Genomic DNA, 13470 nt, shown 5'->3' on the forward strand with positions numbered 1-13470 from the left:
CTGCGGCCGGCGAATGCCGCACCTCCTAATCGCGCGTTAAGCTTTGTGTAACCGGGCCTTAAACAGCGACCGCTAGCGTGCGGCGGGGCGGGCTGACCGGGCGTTTTGCGTATGGCGTGGGGAAAGAAAAAGGGTGGGCGGAAGGAGCCGTTGTTCGGCTTGCCCGCGGCGCTCGCCGATCTGCGCCTGACCGCGGCGGACCGCATTCCCGGCGGCGAGGACAAGCCAAAGAAATCAGCGAAATCATCCGCCAAGCGCAAGAGCGAGGATGCAGGCGACGAGCCGCCGCCGCGCGAGCGCAAGGCTCCGGCCGGTCGCAGCGGCGCGAAACGCCGATCGAAATCGCGCGGAGGCCTCAGCCTCGGCCGCCTGGTCTATTGGGGCGCGGTGCTCGGGCTGTGGGGCGTCATCGCCGTGATCGGCGTCGTGGTCTATGTCGGCGCCCATCTGCCGCCGATCCAGTCGCTGGAGATCCCCAAGCGCCCACCGACGATTCAGATCGTCGGCATCGACGGCAGCATGCTGGCGCAGCGCGGCGAGATGGCCGGCGCCAATATCGCGCTGAAGGATTTGCCGCAGTACTTACCCAAAGCGTTCATCGCCATCGAGGACCGCCGCTTCTATTCGCATTTCGGCATCGACCCGGTCGGCATCCTGCGCGCCCTCGTCACCAACGTGCTCCATCGCGGCGTCTCGCAGGGCGGCTCGACGCTGACGCAGCAGCTCGCGAAAAACCTGTTCCTGACCCAGGAGCGCACCATGCAGCGCAAGCTGCAGGAGGCGGAGCTGGCGATCTGGCTGGAGCGCAAGCATTCCAAGAACGAGATTCTGGAGCTCTATCTCAACCGCGTCTATTTCGGCTCCGGCGCTTACGGCGTCGAGGCCGCGGCGCAGAAGTATTTCGGCAAGTCGGCCAAGAACGTCACGATCGCTGAAGCGGCCATGCTGGCGGGCCTCGTCAAATCGCCCTCGCGGCTCGCGCCGAATCGTAATCCGGAAGGCGCCGAAGCGCGCGCGCAAATCGTGCTCGCGGCGATGGCGGATGCAAAGTTCATCACCGACGCGCAGGCCAAGGCCTCGATCGGCCATCCCTCCTACGAGGTGAAGCCGGTCGGCGCCGGCACGGTCAATTACGTCGCCGACTGGATCGGCGAAGTGCTGGACGACCTGGTCGGCCAGATCGACGAGAGCATCAAGGTCGAGACCACGATCGATCCAAAGCTCCAGAGCGTGGCGGAAGCCGCCATCATCGACGAGCTCGCGGCCAAGAGCGTGAAGTTCAACGTCAGCCAGGGCGCACTGGTGGCGATGGCGCCCGATGGCGCCGTGCGCGCCATGGTGGGCGGGCGGAACTATTCCGAGAGCCAGTACAACCGCGCGGTCACGGCGAAGCGCCAGCCGGGCTCCTCGTTCAAACCGTTCGTGTATCTCACCGCGCTCGAGCAGGGGCTGACGCCGGATACCGTCCGCCAGGACGCGCCGATCGAGGTCAAGGGCTGGAGACCTGAGAACTACACGCACGAATATTTCGGCGCGGTGACGCTGACGCAGGCGCTGGCGATGTCGCTCAACACGGTTGCCATACGCCTCGGCCTCGAGGTCGGGCCGAAGAACGTGGTGCGCACCGCGCACCGGCTCGGCATCTCCTCGAAACTCGAGCCCAATGCCTCGATCGCGCTCGGCACGTCCGAAGTCTCGGTGGTCGAGCTGGTCGGCGCCTATGCGCCGTTCGCCAACGGCGGCCTCGCGGTGACGCCGCATGTCGTGACGCGGATCAAGACGCTGGGCGGCAAGCTGCTCTACATGCGCCAGCCGGACGAGCGCAACCAAGTGATCGACCCCCGCTATGTCGGCATGATGAACTCGATGATGCGGGAGACGCTGATATCAGGTACCGCCAAGAAGGCCGAGATCCCGGGCTGGCCGGCGGCCGGCAAGACCGGCACCAGCCAGGATTACCGCGACGCCTGGTTCATCGGCTACACCGCCAACCTCGTCACCGGCGTCTGGCTCGGCAATGACGACAACTCGCCGACCAAGAAGGCGACCGGCGGCGGCCTGCCGGTCGAAGTCTGGACGCGCTTCATGCGCACGGCGCACGAGGGCGTGCCGGTGGCGGCCTTGCCGAATTCACAAGCCAGCTGGGGCCTGTCGAACCTCGCACAGGCGGCCTCGCAGGTCGCGTCGCCGACAGCGGCAGGACCAGCACCGACGAACAATGGCGGCTATCGCCCGCCGTCCCCCACGCGCGCCAATGTGCGCCCCGAGGCAGCCGCAGGGCTTGATGGCTGGCTGATGGACCGCCTGTTTGGCGGGAATCGATAGCTTGGGGCTGAGGGCCTTGGGCCCCTCGAAACAAAAACTGCGAAAACAACCCCATGCACAGTAGACGGCAATCGCCGGCGCGATGCGCGGCTGATGATGCGAAGCGTTTGATGCGGCGGGACTAAACGAGCGAGACGCGCAATCGTCGCGAAGTGTGGCGAAAATCGAGCGAGAGGCTTGGGTGTTGCTCCACCCTGCCCTGTCATTCCCGCGAGGGCGGGGAATCCAGTACGCCGCGGCTTCTCGATTGAACCACTAAGGCTCCCGGATACTGGATCGCCCGCCTGCGCGGGCGATGACGGCTTTTGCTGAGCTGGTAACTCGCCCACCCATCCTCGCATCACCGCTTCGGCAATTCCTGCCTAGCGCGGCAAGATTCTCCGCGGCCCCGCAGCTCCCCGAACGCAAAAACGCCAGTCTCTTCAAGCGTCCGACACCGGCCCGAGATTTGCTCTCCTAGGTTGAGTCCCGAACATTCGGGTTTAGTGTGAAGGAGCGTTCCATGATTTCAGGCCTGTCCAGCGCGGCGCTGCCCTATCTGCGTCCTGCATCGACGTCCGGTTCCAATGCGACATCGACGTCGGATCTCAAACCGGTGGAGTCGACTGCAACCGATGCGGCGACCGCCAGCCCCGGAATAAGCGTCTCCCAACTGAAGCCGCTGCAAGGTGCCAAGCCGATATCGGTGGCGGACAATCCGGTCCTGCGCGACCTCATGGCAACGAACTGGCTGACGACCCATGGTGCGAGCGCCGGTCAACCTTCCATCTCGGACAATGCGCCTGAGAACACCTATGCTCAGGTGAAGGTCGGCGGCAAGGTGGTCGCCACGCTGTACAATGGCGGGTCTTCGACGATGACCAACGAGGCCGCCGCGAAGATCGGCAAGCTGGAGGATCCTCCAGGTCTGGGGGGACCGGATCTGGCGCAATGGCGGGCCGACCAATACGCCGCGCCGCTTGGCGGCACGGTCGAAAAAGCTTCCACCGCGATCACGCAATCGCAATGGACGCCGCGCCAAAGCAGTTCTGCGACCTATAGTCGCGAGCAACTCGATGCCGCCTTTCAGGCGATGCTGGCCGAGGGCCAGAAGAGCGCCATGCAACTGCAATCGTCCTATCTGGCGTCACGCGCGCTTCAGGGGACGAGTGCGGATATCAGTGCGTGAGCGTCGCTTGATGCCGCTCCGCTCTCCGCTGTCATTCCCCGCGAAAGCGGGGAATCCAGTACGCCGCGGCCTCTCGATTCAATTACGACGGCCTCTGGAATACTGGATCGCCCGCTCCAGTGCGCAATTGCGCACAAGGCGGGCGATGACACCTTCCAAGACCGCAGCAGCGCGCCCTAATCCTCGGCCCCATACCGATGCAGGTCATTTCCGTACGTATCGAGCCACTTCTTGGCGCGCTCCATTGACGGACAGACTTTTCCGCAGACGCGCCAGAACCGCGCCGAGTGGTTCATCTCGACGAGATGGGCGACCTCGTGGGCGGCGAGGTAGTCGAGCACGAAGGGCGGCGCGAGGATCAGGCGCCAGGAGAACGACAACGAGCCGGCCGAGGTGCAGGAACCCCAACGGCTGGACTGATCACGGATCGAGAGCCGCTTGACCCTGACGCCGAGCTCGGTCGCGTAGGCCTCCGCCGAGCGCTGAAGGTCACGGCGCGCCTCGCGCTTGAGGAAGTCGCTGACGCGGCGATCGATATAGTCGAAGCCGCCGGCGACGCAGAGAATGCGTTCACCGCTGTCGCGCATCTCGGTCCACACCGTGCCACGCTCACCGGCGCGGTGAACGATGCGATGGGGAACGCCGCGCAGCGGTATCACCGTTCCCGACTGGAACGGAGCGGCCTTCGGCAAGCGACCGAGACGTGCAGCGATCCACGCACCGTGACGCTGCGCGAAGTCCTTGGCCTCGACGAGCGTGCCACGCGGCGGCATGGTGAGGATGGCTTCGCGGTCACTCGGATGAATTCTGAGCGTGTAGCGGCGCGCGCGTCTGTGTCGGCGCAACCGGATCGCGAAAAACTGCGATCCGTGGGTGATGACGAGGGTCTTCGGTTCGTGGGGCCGCCGATAAAGGAGCGCGCGAGTGGCCATGTCTGTCAGTCCGGGGGGCAGGAGGGCGCCCGGATTCTGCCATAACCGCCGCCATGGAAAGCGCTCGGCGCAAAAACAAATCATTTGCCCAATATACAGCGGTCAAGCGTCCGGGAGACCCTACAGACTGGGGTTGGAACCCGTTTTTTTCGCCCCCGCTGGACGCATGCGGCACCCCCAAGGGGTGAGTGCCGACTCACTCCTATAAAGCTACCTAAATACCGCGAATCTGGGACGGAGCCGCCCCCTGTCGGAGCCTCCGACAGGACCTGAATTTTCGACGGGAAAGCCGAAATACGCGACTAGAGCCGTTCCGATGAAATCGGAGCGGCTCTTGTTTCCTGCTTTGACGCGTTTTCTTTACGCGAACCGGTCGCCACTTCGCTCGAAAACGCTCTATTCGGCCGCGAGCGCCTGCAATGAGCTCGGATTCGCCGCCGAGACCATGAAATCATGAATCCGCGGCACGATTTCCGACTTGAAACGCGAGCCGTTGAACACGCCGTAATGTCCGACGCCCTTCTGGACGTAATGAACGCGGCGATGATCGGGAATCGAGCTGCACAAAGTGTGCGTTGCTTCGGTCTGACCAAGACCGGAGATGTCGTCCTTCTCGCCTTCGACCGTCATCAACGCCACGCGCGTGATCTTGGAGGGATCGACGCGTGTTCCACGATGGGTCATCTCGCCCTTCGGCAGCGCGTGCTTCACGAACACGGTGTCGACGGTTTGCAGATAATACTCGGCGGAGAGGTCCATGACCGCCAGATATTCATCGTAGAATTCGCGATGCTTGTCGACGAGGTCACCGTCGCCCTTCACCAGATTGGCGAAGAGCTGCTTGTGCGCATCCATGTGCCGGTCGAGATTCATGCTGATGAAGCCGTTGAGCTGCAGGAATCCCGGATAGACGTCGCGCATCATGCCCGGATGCGGGAACGGCACCTTGGTGATGACATGGTTGCGGAACCAGTCGATGCCGCGCTCCTGAGCGAGGTTGTTCACCGCGGTCGGATTGCGGCGGGTATCGATCGGCCCGCCCATCAGCGTCATTGAGGTCGGCACGAAGGGGTCGCGCCGCGCTTCCATGATCGAGACGGCGGCGACGACGGGCACGGAGGGCTGGCACACCGCCATGACATGGGTGTTGCCGCCGAGGACATGCAGCATCTCGATGACATAGTCGATGTAGTCGTCGAGGTCGAAGCGGCCCTCGCTGAGCGGCACCATGCGGGCATCGGCCCAATCGGTGATGTAGACTTCATGCGCGGGCAGGAGGGCTTCCACCGTGCCGCGCAGCAGCGTGGCATAATGGCCGGACATCGGCGCCACGATCAGCACGCGCGGCTGCGGGCTGCGCAAGGGGCGCGCGAACTTGCGATCGAAGTAGAGCAGCTGGCAGAACGGCTTTTCCCAGACCGAGCGGATCTCGACGGGCACGCGGATGCCGTTGACCTCGGTGTCGTTGAGGCCCCATTCCGGCTTGCCGTAGCGGCGCGTGGTACGCTCGAACAATTCGCAGGCCGCGGCGACCGACTTGCCGACCTCGGTGCGCGCCCAGGGATTGAGGGGATTCTGAAACAGGAGCTTGGTCGCATCGGTGACCGCGCGGGCTGGATTGAGAGAGGCATGTGCCATCTCGTACATCCAGTACATCGGCGTCGTCAGGACCGGACTGCCTTCAGCCGCCAGGGGCGGCGCGCCGCCAAACTCACCAATAGGCATCGCTATATTCCTCTTCGCATCGCAGCATACTGCCGAATGCGCAATATTGCGTCAATGCATGGTTCCGTACATCTACGTGCCGGAAAAGCCAAAACCAGCCTGAATCCACGGGAAAGTGACGTTATTCGCCCGCCGAGAGCAGCGAGCCGTGCTTCCTGGCGCTTCGCAACAGGGCAAGGAATGCCCCAAAAGATGCAACCAGCAGTACTGCATTGATGGCCAATGCCTCCAGCATCAGATCGGTCCGAAAGGTTTGCTCGATCAGGAGCGCGCGCATGCCCTCGAAGGCGTAGGTCGGCGGCAACGCCCAGGCGACGTATTGCAGCCAGGCCGGCAGCACGCTGACGGGATAGTAGACGCACGCCAGCGGCAGGATGGCGAACATCAAGGTCCAGACGATGCTCTCGGCGCCGAGGCCGTTTCGCAGCACCAGGCCCGAGACGAAGATGCCGACTGACCAGCTCGTGAAGATCAAATTGCAGAAGAAGGCGATCAGCGGCAGGCCGAGGGCATAGACGTTGAAGTGAAACAGGAACAGCGCGAGCAGCGTCATCGGGATGATGCCGATGGCGAGCCGGATCAGGCTCATGACCATCAGCGACAGCAGAAACTCGATCGGCTTGAGCGGGCTCATCATGAGATTGCCGATGTTGCGCGCCCACATCTCCTCCAGGAACGAGATGGAGAAGCCGAGTTGCCCGCGGAACAGGATGTCCCAGAGGATGACGGCGCCGATCAGCGTGCCGCCGGCGCGCGCGAAGAAATTGGCATTTTCGGCGATGTAGAGCTGGAGAAAGCCCCAGGTGATGACTTGCAGCGCCGGCCAGTACAAGAGCTCGAGCAGCCGCGGCCAGGACGACATCAACAGGTACCAATAGCGCAGGATCATCGCGCCGATGCGATGCACGGAGATGCCGCGGTGGAGGGACAGCTCGGTCATGGCGGCCCTTTGTAGCCCGGATGAGCGAAGCGACATCCGGGACTTTGCTTGCGGCGTTCCCGGGTATCGCTGCGCTCACCCGGGCTACGGCAGCAACACAGGGGCTCCCTCACCGTGCCGCCTCCTTCGCGCCGTTCACCCGGCCGCGCGCGACGTCCAAAAACACCTCCTCCAGCGTGGTGCGGTTGTAGCGCGCCATGATGGCTTCCGGCGTGTCGTCGTCCTCGATGCGGCCGCGCTTCATGATGATGACGCGGTCGCAGAGCCGCTCGACCTCCAGCATGTTGTGCGACGCCAGCAGGATGGTGGCGTTGTGCTGCTTGCGATAGCGCTCCAGATGCGCCCGCACCCAATCGGCGGTATCAGGATCGAGCGAGGCGGTCGGCTCGTCCAGCAAGAGCAGCTCGGGCTGATTGATCAGCGCCTTCGCGAGCGCAACGCGGGTCTTCTGCCCGGCGGAGAGCTTGCCGTTGGCGCGGTCGATGAAATCGCCGAGGTCGAGATCGTCGGCGAGCCCGGCGATGCGGCCAGCGAGGTTCTTCACCGCATAGAGCTTGCCGAACACGGTGAGGTTCTGCCGCACCGTGAGCCGCATCGGCATGTCGACATAGGGGCTCTCGAAATTCATCCGCCCCAGCACGGACCCGCTCTCCTCGGGCATGCGATGCCCGAGCACCTGCACACGGCCGGAGGTCGGCAGCACCAGGCCCATGATCATCGCGATGGTCGTGGTCTTGCCGGCGCCGTTGCCGCCGAGCAGCCCGGTGATGCTGCCGCGCGAAAGCGAAAAGGAGATATCGTCGACGGCGCGGGTCTGGTTGTAGACCTTGACGAGATGATCGACCGCAATCGCCGCGGGTGCGCTGCGATCCGCGACAGTCGGCCAGCTTGAAGCCTTGTCATTCTCGGTCATGCTGGCCGTTCTTCTGCTATTGCAGCCGATAGCGCAAGGCTTGTAATTCCCGGGCGGTTCCGCGAGCCGCGCGTTTGTGACCTTAGAAGGCACCGCCACATTGGCCGATATGACCGAAATTGCCGATTCCGACTTTCGCCACGCGCAGCGGCATATCCGGCTGGACACGATCCTGCGGCTGCGCTGGCTCGCGGTGCTGGGGCAGCTCGCCGCGATCTTCATCGTGGCGCAGGGGCTGGAATTCAACGTCGAGATCGTCCCCTGCGTCAGCATCATCGCCCTGTCGGCGGCGCTCAATCTGGCGCTCCAGACCGCGGCCAATCCGATGCAGCGGCTGGAGCCGATGCAGGCGGCCGGACTGCTGGCGCTGAACATCGTGGAGCTGGCTGGTCTGTTATTCTTTACCGGCGGCCTCCAGAACCCGTTCTCGTTCCTGTTCCTCGCGCCCGTGCTGATCTCGGCCACGGCGCTGCCGGCCCGCTTCACCTTCGGCCTCGGCCTCCTCGCTGTGGCCTGCGCCTCGGTCCTGTTCTTCTTCCATTCGCCGCTGCCGTGGGATTCCGACGATCCGCTGGTGCTGCCACCGATCTACCTCGTCGGTGTCTGGCTCTCGATCGCGCTCGCGATCGGTGTCACCAGCCTCTACTCCTTCCAGGTCACCGAGGAGGCGCGCAAGCTCGCGGACGCGCTGGCCGCAACCGAGCTGGTGTTGACGCGCGAGCAGCATCTGACCCAACTCGACGGATTGGCTGCCGCAGCCGCACACGAGCTCGGGACGCCGCTCGCGACCATCTTCCTGATCTCGCGCGAGCTGGAAAAAACGGTGAAGGACCCGAGCTTTGCCGCCGACCTGAAAACCTTGCGCGAGCAGACCCAGCGCTGCCGCGACATCCTGAGCAAGATCACCCAGCTCTCCTCCACCGGCGCACCGTTCGACCGCATGAAGCTGTCGGAGCTGATCGAGGAGGTGGTGGCGCCGCATCGCGATTTCGGTGTCGACATCAAGGTGCGGATCGCGGTGGCGGTCGCGGCCGAGCCGGTCGGCTCGCGCAATCCGGCGATCCTCTACGGCATCGGCAACATCGTCGAGAACGCGGTCGATTTCGCCCACACCACCGTCGAGGTGAATGCCTGGTGGAACAAGGACGATATCGAGCTCGTGATCTCCGACGACGGCCCCGGCATCCCACCCGACATCCTCAAACGGATCGGCGAGCCCTATCTGTCGCGGCGGCGGACCCAGGATGAAGGCGGCGAGCGGCGCGGCCTTGGCCTCGGCGTGTTCATCGCGCGTACGCTGCTCGAACGCACCGGCGCCAAGGTCTCGTTCACCAACCGGACCTTTCCGGACCACGGCGCGGTGGTCCAGATCAATTGGCCGCGAGAGCGTTTTGAGGCTATCGAGACGCTTGAAGAAACAATAGGATAGGCCGCGACCTTGCGTCGCACAACGGAGCCGATCGACCATTTGCCGCCTTGGCACCGATCGATTGCGACGCCATATGTCAATGCGCTGGAGAGAGGACAACACCTTGAACGCCATCGCCGAACTGAACGAACAGACCGACCGCTCGCTTCTCATCGTGGAGGACGACAAGCCGTTTCTGGAGCGGCTGTCGCGCGCGATGGAGACACGGGGCTTTGCCGTAACATCGTGCGACACCGTCTCGGACGGTCTTGCGCAGATCGGCAAATCGGCACCGGCCTTTGCGGTGGTGGATCTGCGGCTCGGCGACGGCAACGGTCTCGACGTGGTCTCGGCGCTGAAGAAGAAGCGCCCCGATGCGCGCGCGATCGTGCTGACCGGCTATGGCAACATCGCCACCGCCGTAACCGCGGTGAAGATGGGCGCGATCGATTATCTCTCCAAGCCAGCCGATGCCGACGACGTCGTCGCCGCGCTGCTCTCGACCAGCGCGGAGAAATCCGAGCTGCCGACCAATCCGATGTCCGCCGACCGCGTCCGCTGGGAGCACATCCAGCGCATCTACGAAATGTGCAACCGCAACGTCTCGGAGACGGCGCGCCGGCTCAACATGCACCGCCGCACGTTGCAGCGGATTCTGGCCAAGCGCGCGCCGCGGTAGTTACCATCGCAGTCTCGTAGGGTGGGTTAGCCGAAGGCGTAACCCACCTCTTTTCGTGCAGCAGCTAAAGTGGTGGGTTACGCCGAGCAGATGCGCTTTGCGCATCTGCAGGGCTAACCCACCCTACGACGTCTGCGCTCGCGATCGCCGCTACTCCCAAAAATCCGCGTGCCCCTGCGGATCGACCAGGCGGTTGATCCGCAGCGCAGCCGCCATCGCAAAGCGCACCGTCATCTGCTTGCGCGTGGCGGCAGCAAGCTTGTGCTCGGGCGCCTCGCAATGCATGTGCGCGCCATAGGCGTCGGCGACGATCAGGCCGGTGTCTTCAGGAAAGATCTCGCACGGCAGATCCTGCGTGAAGGCGAAGAACAGCCGGTCGCAATGGGCGCGGTATTCGTGCCATTTCTGGTCGGCGCGCAGATCCTCGACCGATGATTTGATCTCGATGATCCAGATCTCGCCGCGCTCGTTCAGCGCGACGAGATCGGCGCGGCGGCCCGATGGCAGCGGCAATTCGCTGATGCAGGAGAAGCCGAGCGAGCGCAGCAGTCGCGCGGTGCCGCGCGCGACCGCCAGCGCCGTCTCCGACTGGCGGCGGTCCGGCGGCGGTACGAGGGCGATATTGCGGGCGGTGTTGTCCATGGGGGAAGGATAGCCGATTCCGTTGGGATGCACACTGCCGAGAATGGTCGAGCCGTTGCCCATTCTCAAATGTCGTCCTGGCGAAAGCCAGGACCCATTACCCCAAGAGGCCGTTGTCGCACGCAGGCGGTCATCCTGAGTCCTCGCCAAACTACATTCGGTGGTAATGGGTCCTGGATCTGCGCTTCGCTTGTCCAGGACGACATTGGAGAATGATGCTGTCAGATAGCCTTCAGCCGCCGTCCCGGCCCCAGTGCGCAATTGCGCACTAGGCCGGGACCACGGCTAGGATGGCGCCGCCACCACCACGCCTTCATTCCCCCGCAAGTCCAACACGCCCTCCAGCCGCTCACCTTCCCGATCCAGAAACGTCGACAGCAAGATCTCGCTGCCGAAGCGGATGGCGCTGGTGGTTACGGCGATCGGATCGGGGCCGAGATTGAGCGCCACGACCACCGCTCTGCCGCCGGCCTCGCGGCGATAGAGCAGGAGATCGCCTTGCGCCGAGATCGGATGATAGTCGCCTGCCATCAGCGGCGGCGAAGCCTTCCGCAAGGCGATCAGGCGCTTGTACAGGTTCAGGATCGAGCGCGGATCGGCTTCGAGAGCGACGACGTTCTCGCGGATGTGATCCTCCGGCAGCGGCAGCCACGGCCGGACCTCCGCGAAGCCGGCGAAGTTCGAGGAATCCCACTGCATCGGCGTGCGGCAGCCGTCGCGGCCGACACCGATGCCGGGCACGTTCTTCTCGAAGGGATCGCGCGTGTCCTCCGGTGCGATCGCGAGCTGATGCATGCCGATCTCGTCGCCGTAATAGAGCGTCGGCGTGCCGCGCAGCGTCAGCAACAGCATGGCAGCGACACGGGCCTGCTCGGGACCGACGCGGCTTGCGACGCGCGGACGGTCGTGATTGCCGAGCACCCAGTTCGGCCAGGCGCCGCGCGGCAGCGCCTTCTCGTAATCCTCGATGATCTTCTCGATCGAGCGCGCGCTCCAGAAGGTCGAGAGCAGCGCGAAGTTGAACGGCATCTGCGCGCCGGTGAGATCGTTGCCGTAATAGGCCATCAAGCGATGCAGCGGCAGATAGATCTCACCGATCAAGACGCGCGCGCCAAAGCCATCGGTGAGACGCCGCATCTGCGCGATCACGTCATGCACCTCGGGCTGATCGGTCGAGTATTGCGTCAGGATCTTCTCGTTCGGCGGCCGGCCCTCGACGTAATGCGGGTTTGGCGGATTGTCGCGGAATTCGACGTCCTTGATCAGGTGCCAGATCACGTCGACGCGGAAGCCGTCGACGCCCTTCTCCAGCCAGAACCGCATCACGTCATAGATCGCCGCGCGAACATCCGGATTGCGCCAGTTGAGGTCCGGCTGCTGGGCGAGGAAGGCGTGATAGTAATATTGCCCCGTGATCTCGTCGAATTGCCACGCGCTGCCGCCGAACTCGGACAGCCAGTTGTTCGGCACGCCGCCATCGGGCGCCGGATCGCGCCAGATGTACCAGCCGCGCTTGGGATTGTCGCGCGAGGCGCGGCTCTCGACGAACCAGGGATGCTGGTCCGAGGTGTGGTTCGGCACGAGGTCGAGGATCAGCTTCAGGCCATTGTCGTGGGCGGCGGCGAGCAGCGCGTCGAAATCCGCCATCGTGCCGAACAGCGGCTCGATGCCGGTATAGTCGGAAATGTCGTAGCCGAAATCCGCCATCGGCGAGGGGAAGATCGGCGACAGCCAGATCGCGTCGACGCCGAGCGATTTGACGTAAGGCAGCCGCCTGAGAATGCCAGCGAGATCGCCGACGCCGTCGCTGTTCGAGTCCTGAAACGAGCGCGGATAGATCTGATAGAAGATGCCGTCGCGCCACCAATTCTCGTTGCCTTGAGCCATGCCGAAAGACCACCCAAATCTGCGCCTCGCGCGGGAGAACGCGACAGCGACGCCCCGGTTCAAATTGGCAGGTCAATTGGGACGGCCGTGTGACGGCTGTTCCCGAGCTCGTTCCGACTGTTTGGCCCGAATCTTTTGCTTGGCGGCCTGGCAAAAATCGGCATTGTGCGGCCATGACCGAACAAAATGACACCAAAGCCAAAGCCGGCGCGATCATCGTTCCCGTGACGTTGTTCGAGCAGAACTGCACCATCATCTGGGACGAGCCTTCCAAGAAGGCCGTGGTGATCGATCCCGGTGGCGACGTGCCGAAGATTCTGGACGCGATCAAGCAGACCGGCGTCAGCGTGGAGAAGATCTGGCTGACCCATGGTCATATCGACCATGTCGGCGGCGCTGCCGACTTGCGCGACGCGCTGAAGGTGCCGATCGAGGGACCGCATGAAGCGGACAAGTTCCTGCTCGACAACGTGGTCGAGAGCGGCGCGCGCTTCGGTATGACCGGGGTGCGCAACTTTGCGCCGGACCGCTGGCTCAACGAAGGCGACAGCGTGTCGATCGGCGGCTTGCAGTTCGACATCTATCACTGCCCCGGCCACTCGCCGGGCAGCGTGGTGTTCTTCAACAAGGACTTGCGCTTTGCCCATGTCGGCGACGTCCTGTTCGCAGGCTCGGTCGGACGCACTGACCTGCCCGGCGGCAGTCACGCCACGCTGATCAACTCGATTCTGACCAAGCTCTTGCCGCTCGGCGACGATGTCGGCTTCATCTGCGGCCACGGCGCCGGCTCCAGCATCGGCCAGGAGCGGATGACCAATCCGTTCATCACCGGCGAGATGTAAGCGTTTTTT

Annotated in this window: 11 protein-coding genes; 5 read left to right on the forward strand and 6 right to left on the reverse strand. The window is 63.9% G+C overall.

Annotated elements, in window-relative coordinates:
- Positions 1 to 111 precede the first annotated feature (111 nt).
- Together ACR9YP_RS03780 and ACR9YP_RS03785 are read left to right on the forward strand one after the other, a co-directional pair.
- On the forward strand, positions 112 to 2325 hold the full coding sequence (locus tag ACR9YP_RS03780; protein ID WP_474219039.1) for a transglycosylase domain-containing protein: 2214 nt from the start codon (positions 112 to 114) through the stop codon (positions 2323 to 2325).
- Between the two features lie 502 nt (positions 2326 to 2827).
- Entirely contained in the window at positions 2828 to 3493 is a 666-nt protein-coding gene (locus tag ACR9YP_RS03785; protein ID WP_474219040.1) for a hypothetical protein, read from the forward strand.
- Positions 3494 to 3669: 176 nt separating this feature from the next.
- Here the strand turns inward: ACR9YP_RS03785 and ACR9YP_RS03790 are convergent, their stop codons facing one another.
- The 4 genes from ACR9YP_RS03790 to ACR9YP_RS03805 all read right to left on the reverse strand — a co-directional run bounded on the left by ACR9YP_RS03790 (position 3670) and on the right by ACR9YP_RS03805 (position 8003).
- A complete protein-coding gene (locus ACR9YP_RS03790; RefSeq protein ID WP_438103949.1) occupies positions 3670 to 4509 on the reverse strand; it encodes a M48 family metallopeptidase in 840 nt (279 codons plus the stop codon).
- 312 nt (positions 4510 to 4821) lie between these two features.
- Positions 4822 to 6150, reverse strand: a complete 1329-nt coding sequence (locus ACR9YP_RS03795; protein ID WP_370991025.1) for a polyhydroxyalkanoate depolymerase — start codon at positions 6148 to 6150, stop codon at positions 4822 to 4824.
- Positions 6151 to 6271: 121 nt separating this feature from the next.
- A complete protein-coding gene (locus ACR9YP_RS03800; RefSeq protein ID WP_128930315.1) occupies positions 6272 to 7090 on the reverse strand; it encodes an ABC transporter permease in 819 nt (272 codons plus the stop codon).
- Between the two features lie 109 nt (positions 7091 to 7199).
- On the reverse strand, positions 7200 to 8003 hold the full coding sequence (locus ACR9YP_RS03805) for an ABC transporter ATP-binding protein (protein WP_474219043.1): 804 nt from the start codon (positions 8001 to 8003) through the stop codon (positions 7200 to 7202).
- A 109-nt stretch (positions 8004 to 8112) separates the two neighbouring features.
- On the opposite strand from ACR9YP_RS03805, the gene ACR9YP_RS03810 reads away from it, so the two are divergent.
- Together ACR9YP_RS03810 and ACR9YP_RS03815 are read left to right on the forward strand one after the other, a co-directional pair.
- On the forward strand, positions 8113 to 9432 hold the full coding sequence (locus ACR9YP_RS03810; protein WP_128940626.1) for an ActS/PrrB/RegB family redox-sensitive histidine kinase: 1320 nt from the start codon (positions 8113 to 8115) through the stop codon (positions 9430 to 9432).
- Between the two features lie 103 nt (positions 9433 to 9535).
- Entirely contained in the window at positions 9536 to 10090 is a 555-nt protein-coding gene (locus tag ACR9YP_RS03815; protein WP_164934823.1) for an ActR/PrrA/RegA family redox response regulator transcription factor, read from the forward strand.
- Positions 10091 to 10240: 150 nt separating this feature from the next.
- On the opposite strand, the gene ACR9YP_RS03820 is transcribed toward ACR9YP_RS03815, so the two are convergent.
- On the reverse strand, positions 10241 to 10732 hold the full coding sequence (locus ACR9YP_RS03820) for an MmcB family DNA repair protein (RefSeq protein ID WP_091893874.1): 492 nt from the start codon (positions 10730 to 10732) through the stop codon (positions 10241 to 10243).
- Between the two features lie 285 nt (positions 10733 to 11017).
- Positions 11018 to 12619 carry an alpha-amylase family glycosyl hydrolase gene (locus ACR9YP_RS03825; RefSeq protein WP_438103947.1) on the reverse strand — a complete coding sequence of 534 codons (1602 nt, stop codon included), beginning with the start codon at positions 12617 to 12619 and terminating at the stop codon, positions 11018 to 11020.
- A 173-nt stretch (positions 12620 to 12792) separates the two neighbouring features.
- Between ACR9YP_RS03825 and ACR9YP_RS03830 the strand changes: the two genes are divergently transcribed.
- Complete coding sequence (locus ACR9YP_RS03830) at positions 12793 to 13461, forward strand: MBL fold metallo-hydrolase (protein WP_438103945.1); 669 nt, start codon at positions 12793 to 12795, stop codon at positions 13459 to 13461.
- Positions 13462 to 13470: the final 9 nt, after the last annotated feature.

Source organism: Bradyrhizobium sp. BR14999 (assembly GCF_056106085.1).